The organism is Enterococcus sp. DIV1096b (genome assembly GCF_050498765.1).
GTDB lineage: Bacteria > Bacillota > Bacilli > Lactobacillales > Enterococcaceae > Enterococcus_D > Enterococcus_D entomosocium.
In genome coordinates this window covers 1429822-1452158 of the sequence record NZ_JBMHEK010000001.1, presented here as the reverse complement: position 1 = coordinate 1452158, position 22337 = coordinate 1429822, and the positions used below count along the sequence as shown (strand labels likewise).

General features: G+C 43.6%; 19 protein-coding genes. 4 read left to right on the top strand and 15 right to left on the bottom strand.

Translation table 11 applies throughout. The features are described from left to right. The first annotated feature begins 2 nt into the window (after window positions 1-2). From IGJ17_RS06945 to IGJ17_RS06935, 3 genes are read left to right on the top strand one after another with little or no spacing between them, the layout of a single operon-like run. Entirely contained in the window at window positions 3-1514 is a 1512-nt protein-coding gene (locus tag IGJ17_RS06945) for an altronate dehydratase family protein (protein WP_218193138.1), read from the top strand. Window positions 1515-1534: 20 nt separating this feature from the next. Continuing rightward, window positions 1535-2959 carry a glucuronate isomerase gene (gene uxaC, locus IGJ17_RS06940; RefSeq protein ID WP_008381536.1) on the top strand — a complete coding sequence of 475 codons (1425 nt, stop codon included), beginning with the start codon at window positions 1535-1537 and terminating at the stop codon, window positions 2957-2959. Next, window positions 2934-3605: a rhamnogalacturonan acetylesterase gene (locus IGJ17_RS06935; RefSeq protein WP_429961178.1), complete on the top strand. Its 672-nt coding sequence runs from the start codon at window positions 2934-2936 to the stop codon at window positions 3603-3605. The genes uxaC and IGJ17_RS06935 overlap by 26 nt, the downstream gene beginning before the upstream one ends. 258 nt (window positions 3606-3863) lie before the next feature. Here the strand turns inward: IGJ17_RS06935 and IGJ17_RS06930 are convergent, their stop codons facing one another. The 5 genes from IGJ17_RS06930 to IGJ17_RS06910 all read right to left on the bottom strand — a co-directional run bounded on the left by IGJ17_RS06930 (window position 3864) and on the right by IGJ17_RS06910 (window position 8058). Then, window positions 3864-4670 (bottom strand): gluconate 5-dehydrogenase, encoded by an 807-nt coding sequence (locus tag IGJ17_RS06930; protein WP_429961177.1) that lies wholly within the window; start codon window positions 4668-4670, stop codon window positions 3864-3866. A 22-nt stretch (window positions 4671-4692) separates the two neighbouring features. Further along, window positions 4693-5535 (bottom strand): 5-dehydro-4-deoxy-D-glucuronate isomerase, encoded by an 843-nt coding sequence (kduI, locus tag IGJ17_RS06925; protein ID WP_005229915.1) that lies wholly within the window; start codon window positions 5533-5535, stop codon window positions 4693-4695. Between the two features lie 12 nt (window positions 5536-5547). Beyond that, window positions 5548-6546, bottom strand: a complete 999-nt coding sequence (locus IGJ17_RS06920) for a sugar kinase (RefSeq protein WP_301388315.1) — start codon at window positions 6544-6546, stop codon at window positions 5548-5550. Window position 6547: 1 nt separating this feature from the next. Continuing rightward, window positions 6548-7195 (bottom strand): bifunctional 4-hydroxy-2-oxoglutarate aldolase/2-dehydro-3-deoxy-phosphogluconate aldolase, encoded by a 648-nt coding sequence (locus IGJ17_RS06915; protein ID WP_016621203.1) that lies wholly within the window; start codon window positions 7193-7195, stop codon window positions 6548-6550. Window positions 7196-7305: 110 nt separating this feature from the next. After that, window positions 7306-8058 (bottom strand): IclR family transcriptional regulator, encoded by a 753-nt coding sequence (locus tag IGJ17_RS06910; protein WP_016621204.1) that lies wholly within the window; start codon window positions 8056-8058, stop codon window positions 7306-7308. A gap of 151 nt (window positions 8059-8209) precedes the next feature. On the opposite strand from IGJ17_RS06910, the gene IGJ17_RS06905 reads away from it, so the two are divergent. Continuing rightward, entirely contained in the window at window positions 8210-8950 is a 741-nt protein-coding gene (locus IGJ17_RS06905) for a MurR/RpiR family transcriptional regulator (RefSeq protein ID WP_008381545.1), read from the top strand. 18 nt (window positions 8951-8968) lie between these two features. Here IGJ17_RS06905 and IGJ17_RS06900 read toward each other — a convergent pair whose 3' ends face one another. The 10 genes from IGJ17_RS06900 to IGJ17_RS06855 all read right to left on the bottom strand — a co-directional run bounded on the left by IGJ17_RS06900 (window position 8969) and on the right by IGJ17_RS06855 (window position 22135). Then, window positions 8969-10342 (bottom strand): gluconokinase, encoded by a 1374-nt coding sequence (locus tag IGJ17_RS06900; protein ID WP_429961176.1) that lies wholly within the window; start codon window positions 10340-10342, stop codon window positions 8969-8971. A 219-nt stretch (window positions 10343-10561) separates the two neighbouring features. After that, the gene (locus IGJ17_RS06895; RefSeq protein WP_086338716.1) at window positions 10562-11893 is read right to left on the bottom strand and encodes a 6-phospho-alpha-glucosidase; all 1332 of its coding nucleotides are present in this window, start codon (window positions 11891-11893) and stop codon (window positions 10562-10564) included. Beyond that, complete coding sequence (locus IGJ17_RS06890; protein ID WP_008381549.1) at window positions 11893-13521, bottom strand: PTS transporter subunit EIIC; 1629 nt, start codon at window positions 13519-13521, stop codon at window positions 11893-11895. The genes IGJ17_RS06895 and IGJ17_RS06890 overlap by 1 nt, the downstream gene beginning before the upstream one ends. A 164-nt stretch (window positions 13522-13685) precedes the next feature. Beyond that, on the bottom strand, window positions 13686-14264 hold the full coding sequence (locus IGJ17_RS06885) for a hypothetical protein (protein ID WP_429960065.1): 579 nt from the start codon (window positions 14262-14264) through the stop codon (window positions 13686-13688). Between the two features lie 15 nt (window positions 14265-14279). Next, the gene (locus tag IGJ17_RS06880; RefSeq protein ID WP_005236527.1) at window positions 14280-15923 is read right to left on the bottom strand and encodes a hypothetical protein; all 1644 of its coding nucleotides are present in this window, start codon (window positions 15921-15923) and stop codon (window positions 14280-14282) included. 18 nt (window positions 15924-15941) lie between these two features. Further along, complete coding sequence (locus tag IGJ17_RS06875) at window positions 15942-16817, bottom strand: carbohydrate ABC transporter permease (protein WP_005236529.1); 876 nt, start codon at window positions 16815-16817, stop codon at window positions 15942-15944. Window positions 16818-16829: 12 nt separating this feature from the next. Next, entirely contained in the window at window positions 16830-17777 is a 948-nt protein-coding gene (locus IGJ17_RS06870) for an ABC transporter permease (RefSeq protein WP_005236531.1), read from the bottom strand. A gap of 57 nt (window positions 17778-17834) precedes the next feature. After that, entirely contained in the window at window positions 17835-18752 is a 918-nt protein-coding gene (locus IGJ17_RS06865; RefSeq protein ID WP_429961175.1) for an ROK family protein, read from the bottom strand. Between the two features lie 13 nt (window positions 18753-18765). Beyond that, window positions 18766-19767, bottom strand: a complete 1002-nt coding sequence (locus tag IGJ17_RS06860) for a LacI family DNA-binding transcriptional regulator (RefSeq protein ID WP_042890402.1) — start codon at window positions 19765-19767, stop codon at window positions 18766-18768. Window positions 19768-19990: 223 nt separating this feature from the next. Further along, on the bottom strand, window positions 19991-22135 hold the full coding sequence (locus tag IGJ17_RS06855) for a glycoside hydrolase family 3 N-terminal domain-containing protein (protein ID WP_086338112.1): 2145 nt from the start codon (window positions 22133-22135) through the stop codon (window positions 19991-19993). Window positions 22136-22337: the final 202 nt, after the last annotated feature.

The following is a 22337-nucleotide window of genomic DNA, read 5'->3' as shown; positions in this document are numbered from 1 at the left end:
TTATGTCCAGCACATTAACAGAAACACCCGCGCAACTATTGAAATTGCACCCTAATGATAATGTCGCAGTCGCATTAAAACCACTAGCTGCTAAAACGACCCTTTCATTTGAAGACCAAACGATCACCCTTTTTGAGGATATTCCGCAAGGACACAAAATCACCCTCAAAGACCTAGCTCAATCACAAGACGTGATCAAATATGGCTACCCCATTGGACATCTCTTAACTGATGTTAAAACTGGCCAATGGTTGCATACCCACAATGTCAAAACCAACCTTTCTGGTACCTTAGCATACACCTATGCCCCCGATTTGCATCCCGTCCGTTATCCAAAAAGGGCTGCGACGTTCCAAGGGTACCGGCGGGCAAATGGCAAAGTTGGGATTCGTAATGATTTACTGATCGTGCCAACAGTTGGTTGTATCAATGGCATCGCTGAGATCATTGTTGAAAACTTCAAGAAGAATCATCCAGATCTTGGCACCTTTGATCATATTACGATCCTTAAACATCCCTACGGCTGCTCCCAGTTAGGCCAAGATCATCAAAACACCCGTCAAATTTTAATTGATGCGGTGCATCATCCAAATGCCGGTGGCGTCTTGGTCTTTGGCTTAGGTTGTGAGAACAACACCGTTCCCGAGTTTAAGAAAAACCTGGGTGACTACGATCCAAAGCGCGTCAAATTTATGGTGGCACAGGAAAGCGACGATGAAATTGCGGTCGGCGAAAGCTTATTAGAAGAATTACTGGAAGCAGCAAAAGAGGATCAACGAGAAGCCGTTCCCTTGAGTGAGCTAAAGATCGGGTTAAAATGTGGGGGTTCTGACGGGTTTTCTGGGATCACCGCCAACCCTTTGTTAGGGGCATTTTCTGACTTTTTAGTTTCTCAAGGTGGCAGCACGGTCTTGACGGAAGTACCCGAAATGTTTGGCGCTGAACAAGTCTTGATGGCGCGTGCACAAGATGAAGCAACCTTTGAAAAAATCCTCCATCTAATCAACGACTTTAAAGATTATTTTCTTGCTTACGGTGAACCAGTCTATGAAAATCCTTCTCCTGGCAATAAGGCAGGCGGCATCACTACGCTAGAAGATAAGTCATTAGGCTGTACCCAAAAATCTGGGACTTCCGCTGTCGTCGATGTCTTAAAATATGGGGAAAAACTCCGTAAGCCAGGCTTAAGCCTGCTGGAAGGTCCAGGAAACGACCTTGTTGCCGCTTCTGCACTGGCTTCTGCCGATTGCCAACTCGTCTTATTTACCACTGGTCGGGGCACGCCATTTGGTGCCTATGTGCCGACCATGAAAGTTGCCACGAATCAAGAGATTTATCATAAGAAACCCCACTGGATGGATTTCAACGCTGGTCGCTTGTTGGAAGAGCCGATGGAGGTCGTGCTGGAAGACTTTATTCAAGCGATCATCGATACTGCCAGTGGAAAACCGACGCGTAATGAAGCCAACAACGTTCGTGAGATCGCCATCTTTAAAAATGGTGTGACACTATAACCAAAGAAAAGAGGTTCGACATGTTTTTAAATGAAAACTATTTACTGCCAAATGAAATTGCTCAAACCCTTTACCATGAATATGCCAAAGATCTGCCGATCATTGATTACCACTGCCACTTAGACCCGAAAGAAATCTATGAGGATCGGCCCTTTAAAACTATCACCGAGGCATGGCTAAGTGGCGATCATTACAAGTGGCGATTGATGCGCGCTTGTGGCGTACCCGAAGAAGCGATTACGGGCAATGCCAGTGATTATGAAAAATTTTTGGCATGGTGTCAAACAGTGCCAAAATTGGTGGGAAATCCCCTTTACAGTTGGACCCATTTAGAGTTAAAGCGATTTTTTGCGATCGATCTTCCCGTTACTGAAGAAAATGCCGAAACTTTGTGGAGGCTATGCAACGAAAAATTGCAGCAAAAAGACTTTACCCGAAGAGCTTTGATTGCTCGCAGTAAAGTCGAGATCGTTTGCACCACAGATGATCCAGTCGATGATCTTCACTATCATCACCAATTAAGCCAAACAGAGCAACGTTTTCGGGTCTTGCCGACCTTTCGACCTGACAAAGCGTTACAAATCGACCATCCGAATTTTCTTACCTATGTTACCAAACTCGAAAAGAGTGTCGAAAACGCGATCACTACCTACGATGCTTTCTTGACAGCCTTGCGGGACCGTGTAAGCTATTTTCACCAGCATCACTGCCGCTTGTCTGACCATGCGCTGGATACTTTAGTGTATGCTACAGACGAACAGTTATCCCTTGAAGCAATTTTTGCCAAAGCATTAGCTGGAGAATCTTTGGAGGAAAAAGAAGTCTCGTTCTTCAAAACCAATGTTCTAGTTGAACTGATGCAGCTGTATCACGAACATGGTTGGACGATGCAACTGCATGTCCATGCGTACCGTAACTGCAACCAACGAATGTTTGAGCGCTTGGGACCAGATACTGGCTACGATGGCATCAATGATCAACCACTGACTCAAAACTTGCAGAAATTATTGAACGCTGCTGATGCGCAAGACCATTTGCCTCAAACGATTCTCTACTCCTTAAATCCCAATGACTATGATGCACTCGTCGCTTTGATGGGGTGCTTCCAGCAAGAAGGCAATAATAAATTGCAGTTAGGATCTGGTTGGTGGTATAACGACACCCGCGCAGGCATGCGTCACCAATTGACGAAATTCGCAGACGGCAGTGTGATCTTTAACTTTGTCGGCATGCTGACGGATTCAAGAAGCTTTCTGTCTTACACCCGTCATGAATATTTCCGACGCGTCTTTTGTGAATGGCTTGCTGAGATCGTTGTACGTGGTGAAGCACCTGCTGATCTTCGTCAGCTAAAACCATTAGTAGAAAATGTCTGTTATCAAAACGCCAAAAACTACTTCAAATTTCAGGAGAAAGACAATGGAAAAAATCGTCATCGTCGGTGATTCCACCGCATCGATCAAAGAGCCTAGCGCTCGTCCAGAAACGGGCTGGGGAGAAAAAATCTCACGCTATCTACCCCAGCATCAAATCGTCAACTTGGCAAAAAATGGGCGTTCCTCCAAGAGCTTCATTGAAGAAGGACGCTTGTTGCAGGCAGAAAAAGAACTACATGCTGGTGATTATCTCTTGATTCAATTTGGACACAATGATCAAAAAACAGATAGTCGCGGTACGACACCTGTTGAATATCAGCATAATTTAACAACCTACGTGCAAACGGCACGCCAGCAGCAAGCGACACCGATCCTATTGACCTCGATCACTCGTTTGCATTACGTGGACCAACAACAACTTGATCCTTTGGCAGTCGGTCCTTACCCAGAAGCAATGCGTGCTTTGGCTACCTCCTTGGATGTGGTCTGTCTGGATCTTTTTGCCGCAACACAACGGTTCTTTTCAGCGCTGGAACCACAACAGGCGAAAACCTATTTTCTTCATTTAGAAAAAAATCAGCACCCCAATTATCCAGCCGGCATTACGGATAACACGCATTTGAATGACCAAGGTGCTACAGCCGTCGCCAAATTAGTTGCAGAATGTTTGAAAGATGCTCCATTACCGCTTGCACAACAAGTTCTTTTAGATTGAAACTCATTGTTTGTGTTGAATCTTCCCCTAACATAAATACGCTACCTGATTTGAAAAAGAGCTACTCAAGCAAAACGCTGCGAAGAACATTTTCCTTCACAGCGTTTTGCTTTTGATTCTTATTAAAGGATTTGTTTGCCATTCCTTTGCTTCAACCCATTTATCGCCAAGCTACCTTTTAAAAACTTGCATTTCTTAGGTGTTGCACCATAAAAATGGGAACGATTGCAATCGTCCCCATCCTTACTACTGATTGTTTTATTCAGGTTGTTTCCCGATATACGCCAAGATACCGCCGTCTACATATAAGACATGGCCATTGACAAAGTTTGATGCCTCAGAAGCTAAGAAAACCGTTGGTCCTGCTAAATCTTCTGGCTCACCCCAACGGGCAGCAGGTGTTTTCGCTACGATAAATTGATCAAATGGGTGACGAGAACCGTCTGGTTGGATCTCTCGTAATGGTGCGGTTTGCGGTGTTGCAATATAACCAGGTCCGATCCCATTACATTGAATGTTAGCTGAACCAAATTCAGCACAAATGTTTTTCGTCAACATTTTCAAGCCGCCTTTAGCCGCTGCGTAACCAGCCACCGTTTCTCTTCCCAATTCACTCATCATTGAGCAAATGTTAATGATTTTTCCATGTCCTTTTTTGATCATTGACGGTAAGACTGCTTTTGAAACGATAAATGGAGCGTTCAAGTCCACGTCAACGACTTGGCGGAAGTCTTCAGCAGACATCTCCAACATCGGGATTCGTTTGATGATCCCAGCATTATTGACTAAGATATCAATCACGCCAACTTCTTCTTCGATCTGCTTGACCATTTCGTTGACTGCTTTTTCATCCGTTACATCACAGACATAGCCGTGGGCTTCGATCCCTGCTTCACGATAGTTTGCTAATCCTTTATCCACTGATTCTTGATCCAAGTTGTTAAAAACGATCGTTGCTCCTGCTTCTGCTAATGAACGAGCGATCGTAAAACCGATCCCATAGACAGCGCCTGTCACTAATGCGATCTTACCATCTAAACGAAATTGATCCATTGAAAAATCCATAATTGATAAACCCTCTTTCTTTTTATTTTAAGTCGTCCATTGCCACCATATCCATGTCGGTATAGGTGATATTTTCGCCACACATTGCCCAGATAAAGGAGTAGTTACTGGTTCCAACACCCGAATGGATCGACCAGCTTGGAGAAATAACTGCTTGTTCTTCACTAACGACTAAATGCTTCGTTTCATCTGGTTTGCCCATCATATGGAACACTTTTGTGTCTTCGTTGGCAAAATCAAAATACACATATGCTTCCATCCGACGTTCATGGGTATGACTTGGCATCGTATTCCAAGCACTGCCTGGTTCTAAGATCGTGTACCCCATTTGTAATTGACAGCTTTCACAAACATTTGGGTGAATGTATTGATAAATTTTCCGTTCATTTAATGTCAAGCCCTCGCCTGTCTCCATTGGTGTGACTTGATCAATACTGATTTTTACATTTGGGTATTTCTTATGTGCTGGCACGCAAGATAGATAGAATTTCGCTGGATTTGCTGGATCATCTGAGTGGAACAAGACTTGTTTGGTTTCCTTGCCGATATAGTAGCCGTCTTGTTTTTTCATTGGTTCTTTTTGGCCATCGATCGTGATCGCACCAGGTCCTCCAATATTGATGACGCCTAATTCGCGACGTTCTAAGAAGTATTCCACCCCTAATTCGCTGCTTAATTGCACTTCTAACGCTTCTTCTGTCGGTGTCACTCCGCCAAAGATCATCCGATCATTGTGGGTATAGGTCAGCATGATTTGTCCTGGTGTGAAAATTTTTTCTACCAAAAATTCTCTGCGTAATTCCTCGGTACTATAGTGACGAATATCAAGTGGACTATGGGTATAGCGTGTTTCCATGTGTTGCATGTTTTATTCCTCCTATCGAATAATTTTTCCTGAACCTGTTGCAATAAATTCTTGTATCTCATTGGCGCTAAACTGATTACAGTCGCCATGGATCGTATGTTTCAAAGCAGATGCGGCAGTGGCAAAATCAACGATTTCTTGGTCTTGTTTCTTCGTGACAACACCATGTAGGATACCAGCTGAAAAGGCATCGCCGCCTCCGACGCGATCAACGATTGGATTGATCTCATGGGTAGCAGAAACGACATAATTGCCGTTATGCCATAGGCTTCCTGTCAATTGATTGTGACTTGCTGAGAGCACCTGACGACTAGTTGAATAAAAGAGCTGGATATTTGGGTATTTCCGATGCATTTCTTGATAATAGTAGTCATCTTCGACTTCCTCTGTTGGAGCTGCTACATCCATAAAGACTTGTGCATCTAACTGTCCTGCCGAGCAATAATCGACATAGGGGAGCACTTCTTGCAAAAAGTCGCGCGCTTCAGCGGTCGTCCACAGCTTTCCACGATAATTGATATCGAAACTGATTTTACAACCAGCTGCTTTCGCTTCTTTGATCAACGTCAGCAAAAGTGTCTGCCAAGTCGATGAAAGAGCTGGCGTGATCCCTGAAAGGTGAACAATGTCAATCCCATCAAAAAGGTCAGACTGCCACTCATTTTCCTTCATTTGAGCAAAGCTAGAGCCTGCGCGATCATAAACCACTCGCGCTGCTCGTTCCCCGATACCGGTTTCAATATAGTAAGTACCTAGTCGGGAACCGCCACGAAGCAAGTGACGACAATCGACGCCATAGCTTCGTAAATGATGAAAAACGGCATCTCCTAAAGCATTTTCCGGCACTTTACTAGCAAAAGAAACGTGATGACCAAAATTTGCCAAGGAAATCGCAACATTGGCTTCCCCGCCACCATAATGGGCAGCAAACGTCGAACTATGGGCGATTCGGTCGCCTAACGTTGTCGATAGACGCAACATGATTTCTCCTAGTGTCAGAATGTTTGCCATCTTACTTTCCTCGAATCTCTTTTAATTTTGCCGCATATTGTTTCGCTACTTCTGTTACTTTGTCAAAATCCCCACTTGCTGCTGGCGCTAACAAATTCCCCCCTACACCAACGGCTACAACACCCGCTGCAAACCATTCTTGCATGTTGTCTAAGCTGACACCACCGGTCGGCATAATGTTTAATTGTGGCAATGGCGCTTTGAAGGCCGAGATGATACTTGGTCCATACGCACTACCCGGGAATAGTTTAATGATATCTGCGCCTGCTTTTAAGGCGTCCTTCATTTCTGAAATGGTCATGCAACCAGGCAGATACGGGATTTGATATAAATTACATAATTCAGCCGTTTCTTGATCAAAGGTTGGGCTGACGACATATTCTGCTCCTGCCATGATCGCTAAGCGGGCGGTCACTGCATCAAGAACGGTCCCCGCACCAACAACTACCTCTGGATTCTCTTTGAAGGTTGCTACTAATTCAGCGATTACATCCGCCGCTTGAGGCACTGTAAAAGTCAACTCAATGCCGGTGATCCCCCCTGCAACGATCGCTTTACTTGCTTGTAGTGCTTCTTCTTTTGAAGCGCCACGTACAACAGCGATCACACCGCTTTCCTTTAGTTTCATTAAATTCGCTACTTTTTTCATTAAGACCCTCCACTTATTTCCTATTTGGAAAATGGTATTTATTATAAAGAAACTTACACGTTCATTATACCGTTCTCGTTTTTATTTGCAAGGGCTTTCCATTAAAAAGTTTATAACGCTTGTTCAATTTGTTGTTTTGTCGCAATAATCGCATCGATCAATGTCGTTTTGTATTCTGGGGTCAAGCGGTATTTCGGTAGGCTGATAGAAAACGCCCCAACGATCTCCTGATCTTTTATCAGTGAGGCGCCGATGCAATAGATTTCTTGTTCCATTTCTTCATCATCAAAGGCTACTTGGTTCGCTTTTGCCTGTTCCAATTCTTTCTTCAACTTCAACTGATTTGTAATGGTATTTTCGGTATAAGCGGTTAAAGGCGTTGCTGCCAAGTACTCCTCTACTTGAGGGGCATCAAACTCCGCTAAAACGGCTTTCCCCATGGCAGAGCTATACAACGGTCTTGTGATTCCTACTTTTGAAGACATGCGGATCGTTTGATTCTGAGGCTCCAATTTATTGACATAAAGAATCTCATTGGCGGTCAAGACCCCTAAGTGGATCGTTTCATCCGCCGTTTTCTGCAATGCTTCCAAGTATGGCAAGCTGATTTCCACTAAATCAAGCTCTTGAATGTTTTGATTCGCATACTTGATCAGCTTAGACCCTAAGCGATAATTCTTCTCTTTGTCGCGTTTGACATAGCCGATCATTTGTAGCGTTTCCAATATTTTCAAAGCTGTGGATGGGGTCAGTTTCGTTGCTTCTGAAATTTCTTGCAATGGTTTACTTGGCGCTTCTGCGAGGTAATCTAAAATGGTTGCTGCTTTTAGTAGTACGGTTCCATATGGTTTTTGTGTCATCATTTCTCCACCTTTATTTTCTATATAAGAAATTATAATATCTTTTTAGGAAATGCACAATCTTTTTTCCTATATATCAGCATGACGCGATTCCTATTTTACTTTCTGTCGTTATTCATTGTATGATGAAGACAAGACAAAGGAGTGCCGAACAATGGACTTAAATGTATTGATCAAAGGAAAAAAATTGACTGACAATGAGCTGCAAATTCTTGATTATTTGCTTGCAAATACCGCTGCGATCGATGGACTGCCCTTAAGAGAAATCGCTAAAACGATCTACACTTCCCCAGCAACCATCGTGCGGCTTGCGCAAAAACTAGGTTTTTCTGGCTATCTAGAGCTGCTTTACTTCTTAAAGAATCGCTTGAAAAATCAGACGATCACTGAAGCCGCCATCGATTACCAAATTGACGCTGCCAGTATTGCAGATACGATCGAAGCGATCAAAGAAATCTATGGACAAAACAAGAACAAGTTTATTACGATTTATGCCACAGGTTTTTCGGGGATCGTGGCAGAATACCTCCACAAAAAAATGCTTGTCAACGGCATCAAAACCTTATTAGTCAGTGCTTCTGACTCAGGTGGGATCATTAGTAACAACATCGAGAACATCAGTATGTTGATTACTATTTCTAAATCTGGCGAAACACAAAAAGTGCTGGAAAAGATGGCATTAGCCAATGAACATCACATACCAACTGTTTTGTTTTGTGGGAACGGTGAGCATCGCGCCAATCAACTAGCGACCTTTTCCTTTGAAGTGACAGATGAACGTCCCTACGACACCCAAAACATCCAGTACACCAGTTTCTTTGGCAAACTGCTCTTATTGATGGAATATATCGTCGACGCTTTCACGTGTGTTGAAAAAGAAAACCAGCAACCCTAGTGGATTGCTGGTTTTTGCTTATGCATGAAAATACGTTTTTGCCAGTTCTTGATAAAGCGCGTGGTTCTGCGGATCAGGAACAAATTTTTCATCTGGCTGATCTTGCCGCACAACAGAGCTTTTGTACAAATCATACAAGCCGAATATCGGTTCATTTTCATCGGAAAGATAACAGGTTAGCCCCAACACATCCGCGGTCATTTGACCTAATAGTTTTGTTTGAAAGAAACCACCACTTACAGTGACTGCTCCTTCCAACTGCGCCATTTGCTTTAATAAATCGATGTTCATCAGCATGCCTTCGAGGACTGCCCGCAACATATCTGAGCGATTGTGTTTCAGGGTCAAGCCAGAAAAGCCACCTGTGATTTCATTCGTCCAAAAGGGTGCCCGCTCGCCATTTAAATAGGGGAAAAAACGTAAACCGTTGCTGCCGATCGGTGATTCCTCCATGACTTGCGGCAGATAATGATAAAACCCATCAGGATCTTCTGATAAGGTCTCTTTTGCCCAAGCAAGGACACAGCCACCATTATTCGAAGGTGCCCCTACGACATAGAGGTCATCTTGCAGATAGTAGCAAAAATTTTGTTTTTGGTCATCAAAGACGGTGGTCTCACTTACTTTACGAACCGCCGCACTGGTCCCGATCGTCAAGCTGTTGCGGATCCCTGTAGAAATATAGCCAGCATATGCTGCCAAACACCCATCGCTAGCCCCACACATCACTTCTACCTCAGGCTTCAAGCCACACCGCTGCGCCATCTCCTCGGTAATCAAAAAACGATCAGTCGGTGCACATAAAGGCGCTAATTGGGCTTTTGAAAGGGATAAATAGGTGAGAATCTTTTGACTCCATTGCTTTTCTTTCAAAGAAAAAAGACCGGTTGCTGATGCGGTACTATAATCGATCCGTGCTTGTCCGGTAAACAACGCCATTGCTAGTTCTTTTAAGCCTAACCATTTCGTCTCTTTGGAATATGAACCACTTGTTTGAAAGTAAGCCAGTTTCGCAAAGGGAGACATCGCATGGATCGGTGTCCCTGTCTCTTCATAAAACGTTGCCGCCAGATCCGTTTGACGAAAGGCCGTCATCGTTTGATTCGCTTGATTGTCTGACCAAATGTAAATCTCTTCTGCTGTCTCACCAGCCACTGGCATCAAACTGTGCATGGCGGTACTGAACCCGATCACTGTGATTGCCGCTTTTAATTGAGCGGGAATCGTTGTGACACCACTGATCAATTGGCTACTGATCTGGGTCGCTGATTGGGTCTGTTTTAACCCGTGGCTATGGGTTTTGATTGGTAATGACTGTGAGTAAATGATTTTCCGATCTTCAATGACCCCAAATTTTATGGCTGTTGTGCCGATATCAATCCCTAAAAACATCGCATTGCTCCCTCTCATCTGATTCAATTAGCTTTATTCTACCATAGTTAGTGGCATATTCTAGCATACCTGTCTGATCGTTTTGTTGAGAAGACGTTTAGTGGTGATTTTCTTCAGAGAAATATCCTTCCACAGCAAAAATAAAAAAAGAAAGATTCTCGGAGAATCTTCCTCTTTCCAGTTAGCCAATCAGCAAATGTTTCGCAAATGTGAAACAAATCAAGACAATCCTGGCCAGTAATCACCATTTTCCGAGACCAAATCATCGAGTAACTCTTTGGCTACTTTTGCGCTAGGAATCGTTTTGGAAAGGCTTAACGCTTGCCACATTTTTTGATAGCTCTTTTCCACATATGCTTCGACCACTAATTTTTCCACAGTCACCTGTTGGAACATGAGCGCTTGTTGGAAGGCAGGAATTTTTCCTTGAGCGAGGGCTTCTGGTCCATCAGAACCGACGATACATGGCACTTCCACCATGGCATCATCCGGGAAGTTCGCAATCGCGCCGTTGTTTTCCACAATCATGACCATTCGCTCATGCGTATTAAAAGCGATGGCGCGTGCCAAATCAACGATAAAGGTTGCATGGGCATCAATCTCAAAAGCGATCCCTTCAGCAGATCCTTGTGCAGTGATCTTTTTGGCATGATCGAACACTCGTCTTTCCCGTCCTTCCATCACTTCATTGGAACGCGTATACTCTGGGTGTTCTTTCATGTGTTCGTAGACGTAATCTGGGTATAAATAATACTTCAAGTACGTATTTGGCAGATATTCTGGCGTGAGAGCCAAGAGGTCTTTGGCTTTTTTGTGGGTGTCTTGCCAACTTGGGTCTGTATGTTGGGTATCCACTTCGATCTGCGTCAAATAGCCATGTTCTGCAACATAGTCACGTATGGTTTGAATGTACTCCGTGCCTTCTTTGTCTTTGACACTAGTCCACCAGCCAAAATGATTCAAGCCAAAGTAGCGAACTTCTAACTCCTCTGGCTGTTTGCCAATGATTTGCGACATGCGACGCAACGTGCCCACGGGCATGTCACAGATATTCAGAACTTTTGATTTAGGACGCAAGACTCGACATGCTTCAGCTACGATTGCAGCCGGATTGGAATAATTCAGCATCCAACAATCGGGGGAATACTTTTCCATGTAATCAATGATCTCCAGCATACCAGTGATGCTGCGCATCCCATAAGCGATCCCTCCTGGACCACAGGTTTCTTGACCAAAGACGCCATGACGCAAGGGGACTTTTTCATCTTTTTCCCGCATATCATACTTTCCTACTCGGATATGCGCCATACAGAAATCGACATCGCTGAAGGCTTCTTCAGGATCCGTCGTAAATGAAAATTCGATTTGCGGTGCTTGTTCTTTTAATAAAATCGCCAGGGCTTCGCCGAGGATCGCTTGGCGTGCTTCATCATTGTCGTATAGTTTCAGCTTTCTTAAAGGAAAGCGTTCTTGATTGTCAAGTAGCATCATAACGATTCCCGGGGTAAAGGTACTGCCGCCCCCTGCGATCACTACTGAAAAATTTTTCATCATTCAATCTCTCCTTCTCTTCCAAGATAATTTTCTAATTCTTCCCGCACTTTCGGCACAGTCAACCCGTAAACGACATGGACATTTTCACCATTTTTGATCACGCCTTTGGCTTGTGTTTCGTCTTTTAGTAGCGCTTCATCCACGAGTTCAGGATCCTTTAGTTTTAAACGTAAGCGGGTATAGCAGTTGTCGATGGTTTTGATATTGTCATCGCCACCTAGCGCTTTGGTGATGATTGCTGAGATACTTGTTTCACCAGTCGGACTAATGGCGGCTTGGTCACTCGCCATGACCCCGACACCTGCTCCAGCAAGTTGTTTTTCTTTGTACTCTTTCTTCGAATACAGTTTGGTCTCTGTCCCATCTTCTTCACGCCCGACCGTTTTCAAATTCAGTTTCGTGATCAAAAAGCGGAACAAGAAGTAATAAAGAAAGAAGAAGACGACTCCGACGATCAAGTACACTGGCCAGCGAGTTTTCTCGATCCCTAAGGGCAAGTTGTACAAAAGAAAGTCGATGAAGCCATTCGGTCCGATGGCGCGAGAACCAAAGAGATTTAACGCCACCATGCTCAAGCCGCTAAGTGCAGAATGAATGACGAACAAAACAGGTGCCACGAACATAAAAGAAAATTCGATTGGTTCAGTCACACCTGCAATAAAGGAAGTGACGACAGCTGGAATCAAAATGGCTTTGACTTTGACTTTATTTTCTGGTTTTGCCGTTTGATACATCGCCAAACAGGCACCGATCAGTCCAAACATTTTTGAGATCCCACGAGCGTCCCAAATGACACTTTGCGATAATACGCGGACTGCTGGGTCAGCAATTTCCGCAAAATAAATGTTTCGTGCCCCTTCAAAGACTTGACCGCCAACTTCTGCGACACCACCTAATGAGGTATACAAAAACGGCGTGTAGATCAAGTGATGCAAGCCAGTTGGAATCAATAAGCGTTCCAACATACCGTACAAGAAGATGCCAAAGTTGCCCGTTTGTTGAATGATGCCGCCTAAACCGTCGATGCCAGTTTGTATTACTGGCCATATAAACGTGAAAACGATGGCTAATAACACGACGACCGGAATCAAGACAATAAAGACGAAGCGCGCGCCGCCATAAACTTGAAAGGCGTTGTTAAAGGTCGTATCGATAAAACGATTATGGATCAATGCTACGACGATCCCTAAAATGATCCCCAGAAAGACACCCATATCCAACACTTGGATTCCTAAAACGATCGCTTGTCCTGAACCTTGAAGGGCATCGGCTGGAACCAACATCCCCCGAAGTTCCATGAATTTATTCATGGCATTCAAGAAGACGAAATAACCTAACAACGCGGTAAATCCCGCTTCAGCTTTTTTCTTATTAGCTAACCCTAGAGCAATCCCGACACAAAAAATAATGCCCAAATTGGTTAAAATCGGTAATAAGGAAGCGGACAAGATACTACCAAAACCGGTGGTTATCGGATTATCCAAAAAGGGAAACTGCTCAAGCAAGCGGACATTTGTAAACACATTCCCAACGGCAATCAATATCCCTGCGATCGGCAAAATCAAGACGGGCACAAACATTGCCTTGGAGAATTTCTGCATCGCATCCATCACTTTTTCTTTCATTGAGGAAACTCCTTTGTAATTGATTTGTAGGTTCATTATAGGAAACATTTGTTACTAATAGAATAGCAAACGTTTTCAATTCAATGCGTTTCAAAGATTGGAATGTGTTTCATCCTGTTTACTTCCTTGCTAGTGGCGATTACAAGCAACAAAAAAAGAGTGAATCAAGATTGATCCACTCTGTTTAGATGCAACACTTTTTGATAGAAATACAAGGGCCCAGACAGACAAAACAGATAGAAGATACCTGGTGCTGATCGCCATGTGAAGAAATAGCCGATCGCTGCTAGGACTAAGATTCCGATCCCTTTATGGTAGTGCATCATCGTAAAGAAAAAACTACTACGAAAAAGGTCAAACAGGTTTTGCCGATCTTGCATTTTTGATTGCATCACATACAGGTTAATGTTGTAGGACAACAAAAAAGTAAGAAAAATGATGGTCAAAAAAGAGAAAAACAATGAATTCGTCAAAGTAGCAGAACGCCACAAGCTGAGTCCGCATAAAAATGAGAAGAGATTGAAGACCCCTAGTGGCAGAGTCTTCAATAACGCGCTTTTACTATTTTTCAAAAAGGGTTTTAGCAGTTTTGCTTCAGGATGTTCGTAAGCATCGACCACTGCTCGCAAAGCGGCTGGAAACGTGATGATCGGAAACGATACCACTAAAAACAAGAGATTCAATACCAGCATACGAAAAACGATTTCGCAAAGACGATAAAAACGACTCTCTAAAGCAAACATCACACTCACACACCTTTAGTTTAATTTTTCAATATTTTCAGCGATTTTCTCATTTCGATAATCAACGATTGCTGACCATCCATTGTTTTCTCGTTCTTTTAGGTAGTCTTCCCAAATCTGACGGCCCGCTTCTTCCGAGTCTGCTTGAATAAAGTTGACCAACGCTTGCACTCTTGCTGTGTTGATGGAAGTGAGGTTTCTTGCTTCAGAACCGGTGCGAGGATCAATGTCTTCGATCTCAAAACGCGGCGCCAATTTGTCTTGCGACCATTCCACCATCTGCCGAATCGATGTTGCTGGTTTTTGTCCCATTTGAATGGCGTAATTGTCATTGCCAACAAACCAATAAGAACCTAAACCAATTTCCTTATCAAAGCGAGCAATATCAGAATTTCGTAACGCTTCTGTTTCTTCTGAGTACTCAACCACGCCATCCACAAGATTGTATGTTTCCCCTTCGATACCAAAGGTAGTGACCATCGTGCCATACTCACTTGCTAAATACGTCAAAAGTTCCATGGCTTTTTGGGGTTCTTTTGTCGACGTCGTGATGAAGGTTTGTGTCCATCCACCAATATTTCCGCCAGTAAAAGTGGAATCATCGCCATTCGAATTTTTCGGACCATCGACGGCAATATAGGTTTGCTCAGGATTACGGGCATTATTATCGGACATAAACTCATTGAGTCCCTTCGTATTCGTATGCAGGTAAGCAAAATAACGCCCTTGTCCTAGTTTTTCCTTCATCGTGTTGTCATTGTCTGAAAACTGGTCATTGTTGATGTATCCCTCATTGTACGCTTTTCTAAATGTCTCGATCCAAGTGATGTACTCCTCATCAGCGTCACGATCATTGAATTGACCGTCTACACTTGGTGCGATACTGAGAAAGTCTTGCAAAGTACCACCATAGGCGCCATCCCCACCATTGGAAATATCTAGTGCAGTCGAAGCAAATGGGACTAGAGCTGCACCATCATCTGCTGTCGGAAATGCTTCTTTTGCCCGTTTTAACGCATCTAAAAATCCTTCTGGCGTCGACATATCGGGTTCACCTAACGCTTCGTAAATATCTTTGCGGACAATGAAAACTTGGTCTCCCACTACATTGCCGTCCTCATAATCTTGTGCAGTCGTGGAAAAGCTCGGGTATCCATAAATGTTGCCATCTTCTAAAGTAAACCATTGAACAGATTCCGGTTTCGCTGCATGTTCTAAGAAGTAAGGGTCATATTTTTCTGCCAAAAGATTCAATGGCAAGGCAAATTTTGTCGCTTCATTTGCAGCAGACAGGTTTTTATCGAAGGTCATGATATCTGGAAGATCGCCACCAGCTAGCATCGTATTAAGGTTCTCGTCATTTCCTGAAATAAATTCGACATTGATATTCATGTCTTCTTTGATTTTTCGCGTCACAGTGTCTTTGCCCCACCCCGGCTGAGCATACCAATCAAAATTGACATACCATTTTAAGGTCGCTTCATGGTCGGTGTCTTTTTGCCAGCTTGGTGTATCTTTGTCTGCTTCAAAGCGAGCTTCTGGCAGATCTTCTACCTCAGCAGCTCCTTTTGACTCGCTGCTGGAATTACCACAGGCACCTAATACCATGACTGATGTACATACGAGACCGATCCCTAAAAATAATTTGCTTGCTTTCATTTTTTTCTCTCCTTTTGTCTATTCTTTTACTGATCCAAGAGTCATCCCTTGAATAAAGTACTTTTGTAAAAATGGGTAGATCACGACGACAGGAACCGTCGTTACCACCATGGTTGCTAATTGCAATGACTGTGAAGTTGTATTTCTGACAACATTGGTTCCGGTCGCCACTGCGGGCGATAGATTTTCCGAAACGATCCGAAATAGTAGCATTTGTAAAGGATATAAACTACGATCATCCACATAGATATTGGCGGTCATGTAGTCGTTCCACTGAAAGACGCCGTGGAATAATGCAATGGTTGCCAAAACTGGAAGGGACAATGGCAAAATGATTTTCACGAAAATAATAAAAGGATTGGCGCCATCCATCATGGCAGATTCTTCCAGCGAAAATGGAATGCTCCGGAAAAAATTCATCAAAATCACCATATCGTAAAAAGAAAATAAGACAGGAATGATGTAAACCCAAAAATTATTTAACAACCCTAATTCTTTGAATAAGAGAAAGGTTGGGATCATTCCTCCGGAAACGAACATCGTTAAAATCCCCATGTTCATGTAGATTTTCCGTCCCATTAAGTTTCTGCGACTCATCCCATAGGCGACCATCGCCGTTAATGCCGTATGCAAAACAACGCCAATCACTGTTTTTGCAACTGAGATAACAAAAGCTTTATAGATCGCAGAATCTTCAAAAACGGTGTAGTAACTTTCTAGTGAAAATTCCCGTGGCCAGAAATAGATCCCCCCTCTTGCGGCATCGGTTGCATCATTGAACGACAAAGCGACGATATTCCATAATGGCAACGCAATGATGGCTAAAAAGAATACCATGAAAATCACATTGGCGGTATTGAAGATCTTCTCATCTTTTGAAAATGTTTGTTTCATACTTTTCCTCCTCTAAAAGACTGATTCATCACTGATTTTTTTGGTCAAAAGATGACTTCCTACTACAAGGATCAAAGAAACAACCGACACAAACAGGCCAACGGCGGTCGCATAGGAGAAGTCTCCTTGTTGGATCCCCATTTTATAGACAAATGAATTAATGACTTCACTGGACTGATAATTGACAGGGTTTTGTAAGACGAGTGTCTGATCGAGGTTTGAACCCAATAACCCCCCCACTGACAAAACAAATGTCAAGGCGATAATATGACGGATCGAAGGAATCGTGATCCGCGTGATCTGCTGGAACTTCGTGGCGCCATCCATTCTAGCTGCTTCATAAAGAGCTGGATTGATCCCCGTCATAGCAGCGATGTATAAAATCGTATTCCAGCCAACTTCTTTCCAAATATCGGAAATGACTGCAATCGCCCAATATTTTTCGGGATCGGTCAAGAAGCGGATCGGTTCATCGATCAACCCAAAACCTAACAGTAAATTATTGACCAGACCGGTATCAGACAACCACGTAATAAACATGCCACCTAAGATGACCCAAGAAAGAAAGTGCGGTAAATAAGACACCGTTTGAACGACCTTCTTCAAGCGCACATGAACGATTTCATTGATCAATACCGCTAAACCAATCGCCGCTGGAAAGCCAATCAGTAGTTTAAAAAAGCTGATGCCCAATGTATTACTCATCACCGTCCAAAACATTGAATCACTAAAAAATTCTTGAAAATATTGAGTACCGACCCACTCCGCATTTGCGATCGAATCAAGAACTGAGTAATCTTTAAACGCGATAACGATCCCATACAATGGGATAAAATTAAAAATAATCATCAAGATAATACCTGGCCAAACCATCGCTTGATAAAAGCTTTGGCTTTTTAGTTTTTGCAAAAATGACCTTTTCTGTGGGGTTGCTTTTAGCATGACACCTTTTGATTCCATTTTTCCACCCTTTCTAAAACGCTTACTTTTTCACCCAAAGGAAATACATGCTTTCCTTTATTGGTTCATCAATTGATAGACCGCACCAATCATACCAGCATCATTTTTTAATTTTGCTCGTTGAATCGGTGCAATCGTGCGACCTTCTAAATAACCAATACTTTCATGGCGAGCTTTTAGCTGGCTCATGGTCTCTTCAAGCCTTGTCATGAAACCATCATTTTCACTGACCCCACCACCAACCAAAATCAGCTCGGGATCAAATGTACTGATCAAATTCAGTAAGCCCACTGATAAATCTTGGAAAAATTGAGCAATCACTTGGTTCGCTACTACTTCTCCTTGTTCTCCTCTCTGGAAGATCTCGACTGCATCTTGAGGCAGATCACTTCGCCCTTGTTGCTGAAGTGCCAGTTGATACTGATGGCAAAGACCACCCACGATGGCTGCTCGTTGATTCAAGGAAACTGACTCTAGATTTCCCTGTTCAGGCAATCTGTCGATCAGCATCCACCCAAATTCACCTGCCATGCCATGACTGCCTCGATAGAGCTGATTGTTGACGATGATCCCGCCACCAATACCAGTTCCCACAACAAGACAAAGATAGTTCTCACAAGCCTGTGCATGCCCAAGCCATTTTTCAGCAATCGCTGCAGCATTGGCATCATTTTCAACAAGGACTGGCAGCTTGACACGTTTCTCTAATTCCAACTTTAGGTTGATTCCATAAAGCGGTTTGATTGATCCTGCCGTGATCATCGTGCCATCTTTTTGGATGATGCCCGGTGCGCTAATACCGACACCTTCGATCATTGCGTCTTGCTGCAGCGATTCGATCAATGCTGTGACGGATTGCAAAAATTTTTCTTTTTCATGAATGGTTGGCATCTGTCCTTTCTTCACAATTTCACCCGTTCTCAAAATCACACCATATTTGATAGCCGTTCCTCCAACATCAATTCCAATAAACATTGCTTCACCCTCATTATTCATTTACTTGTTTTGTCGATTGCTTAATACTCAATTCTCCTGGTAAAACGTAGGAGACACCACATGCATTTTCCTCAATCATTTCGATCAAGTGGTTTACTGCCGTGACCCCTTGCAATTGGATTGGATTTTTCACAGTCGTCAACCGAGGCATGAAATAGTCCAAGAGATCGATGCCATCAAAGCCAATTACGCTGAAATCATCCGGCACCCGCCACTTGGTCTCATGGATCGCCTTGACCGTTCCGATCGCACTAAGATCATTTCCCGCCAGAAACGCTGTGGGTAAATCTTTCTGCTCTAGCAAAAACTGTTGCACGCGGACTCTCGTTCGTTCTTCTTCAAAGAACCCCTGCAATTGATAGTCCGACCGTTTAGAAACCCCTGCCTCGTTTAATGCTTCTAAATACCCTCTTAAACGCTCATCACTATCATAAACACCAGTAATACCACTGATAAAGGCAATTTTTTTGTGGCCAAGTGACAAAAGATACTCGGTGGCTGCTTTCCCTTTTTCGAAAGAATCAAAGACTACACTGCCGAAGTTCTTCTCTTGAATGTTTCGATCGATAAAGACGGCTTTGATTTGTTCTCGTTCCATCGCAGCCAAATCCTGCTTCGTTAAAAAATCTTCAAATCCAATAATGCCATCAACAACACCACCTAAAATACTATTGAGGACAACGCGCTTATCTGCAGATAAAAACACGTTGACTGCATACCCATGTTTTTCTGCCTCTCTGGCAATGGCTTCAACTAGTACGCTAAAGTAGGGGCCCTTAATGCTGGTGGTGTAAAAACCAAGCATCTTGGTTTTCGTGTTTTTTAATTGTTTGCCCATCAAATTTGGGACATAATGCAACCGCTGCGCGGCAGCCATCACACGTTCTTTCGTTGCGGGCCGAACAACATCGACACCGTTTAATGCTTTAGACACGGTCGCAATCGACACGTTTGCCTCCTTTGCCACTTCCCGAATCGTGATTCGATTTGTCAAATGATTCTCCCCTCCTGAAGGATTCTTCCCAAAAATAAAAACGTTTTTATTTTGCTGAAAAAATCAACGACCACTCTAAGGTTGGCCATCCGATAAACCAACTATATATAAAAACGTTTTCACCCACAATGGTTCTAGGACTAATTGGCGCATGTACCAGCACCTTGAAACCTGTGCCACTTTGGTACAAGTTGTACCCGAAAAAAAAAGCCTCGAAAGGCTTTTAAATCGTGAGCGTACCAATCAACTTCGCTGAGGCAGCAGCAAAGCCAAGGTATAAGGAAATCGTACCAGGATCACTTTCTGTCGAGAAATCGGAATGAACATAAGCAAAATCCTCTGGTGTAACATAGAATGAATGCTGCCTTTCTTCGGCTGCAGCAAGATGGATTTTTTGCCATTGTTTCAATTCCCTCATCGGTCGTGCTACTTCCGTAACATCGTCTCTGCTATAGAGTTGCAATGTCGTTGTATGCGGCACATCGCCCTCATTTTTCAGTGTGCAACTGATCTCAAACGGCGCACCCTTTTCCTGAGGAATAATGATTTGGGTGTGGGTAATCGTGCATTTACTATAGCCTATCCCCGAGCCAAAAGAAAACAACGGCTCATTTTTTTCATCCATATAGCGCGAAATATATTTTTGATCACTATTCTCTTCTGTCAGTGGCCGACCTGTAGAGAGTTGAGCATAAGTCAACGGCAACTGTCCTTCTGCCCTTGGAAAACTCATAGCTAAACGTCCTTGCGGTTCAGATTCGCCCATCAACAAATCTGCCAATGCATTACCGCCTTCTGATCCAGGGAACCAGGCAATCATGATTGCTTGACAAAGAGGCTCGATGGCGGTCAAAACCAGTGGTCTGCCACAGAAAAGAATCGTTGCGATCCTAGGATTGACCTGACTTACTGCTTCAATCAATGCTTCTTGCTTTCTTGATAAAGAAAGTTTGGTCAGACTTGCCGCTTCTCCCGCTTCCTCGCTGGTTTCCCCCAGAGCCAATAAAACGACCTCAGCTCCTTTAGCGACTTTACACGCCTCATCAAGAAAGGCGCTCGTCAACATTTCCCCATCAGGGTACGGTAAGACAGTTAAGTCAATTTCTTTTTGAGAAAGACCTTCCGCTAAGGAGACCGCAGCCTCTGGTTTGCCGATCCACGACCAAGCCCCCAAAAGATCCTTTGAATCTGCTTTGGGACCGATCAGCGCGACCTTTTGTTTTTTCTGCAAAGGCAACAGTGCCTGGTTTTTCAGAAGAACCGTTGTTTGCTTTGCTGCTTCTCTTGAAAGAAGACGGGTTTCCTTTAGGAGTCTAGGCGTTAAGTTTTCCGGTGCTAACCCTCTATAAGGGTCTTCAAAAAGGCCTAGCTTGTTCTTTAAATGTAGCACATGAAAAACCGCCTTATTCAACTGCTCTTTCATAGCAGGATCTGCCTGAATGATTTGCTCTAGTGCGTTCAAATAGCAATCACTCATCATATCCATTTCGACACCTGCAGTAAAAGCTTTCTGTGCGGCTTCCTTTCGATCAGCAGCTACACGATGCGCCATCAATTCCGCCACCGCTGCCCAATCTGAGATGATCAAGCCATCAAACCCAAGCTTTTCTCGCAATACTTCCTGCAACAATGGTTGATTGGCTGTGGCCGGCACACCATGGATCGTATTAAAAGAAGTCATGACCAATTCTGCACCAGCTTCAATCGCCGCCTGAAACGCGGGCAGATAATTTTGGTAGAGCTCCAGATCAGACAAATCGACAGTATGGTAATCCCGGCCGCCTTCTGCAGCGCCATAGCCGATAAAGTGTTTGACACAAGCAGCAATTCGCTGTTTATTTTCTGCAAGGGAAGCAGTTCCTTGATACCCTCGTACATAAGCAGCCGTCAACACCGCAGATAAGGTCGGATCTTCCCCATTACTTTCCAAGACCCTCCCCCAGCGCGCGTCTTTAACATGATCCGCCATCGGTGAAAACGTGACATGGACACCAGCTTCTGCCGCTTCTTTTGCTGAAGCTTTAGCAACCTCTTCCACTAACTGCGCATCAAAGGAAGATGCTAAGGCCAGTGGAATTGGGAAAATCGTTTCATACCCATGGATAACATCTGCCATAAAAACAAGAGGAATCTTTAAGCGACTTTTCTCAAGATAAGACGTTTGGATGGCATACACTTGTTCCGCAGTATGAGTGCCCAACACAGAACCAATCGAAAATAATTGGTCTTCACTCATGTGCCATTGTTGCATCGGACCGGTGATTTCTCCTCCTTGCGCAAAAAAATCTGGTGTCAATTGGACCAACTGGCCCACTTTTTCAGCTACAGTCATTTGGTCAATCAGTTCTTTTAGTTTTACGGTTTCCACTATTATTCTCTCCAATCATTAGGCTCTATTCTTTTGCTTATCGAACTTGCGGCATTTGCTCCTTCTTAGCAGAAGCAACATGTTGCCGATTCCTTTCATTCAGTATAATTAAAAACGTTTTCAAAAAAAGACGGTCTTCATACTTTGGTGCAACTCATGGCAAAAAGGAAAAATCTTCATCATGGTACAAGGTGTACCATAA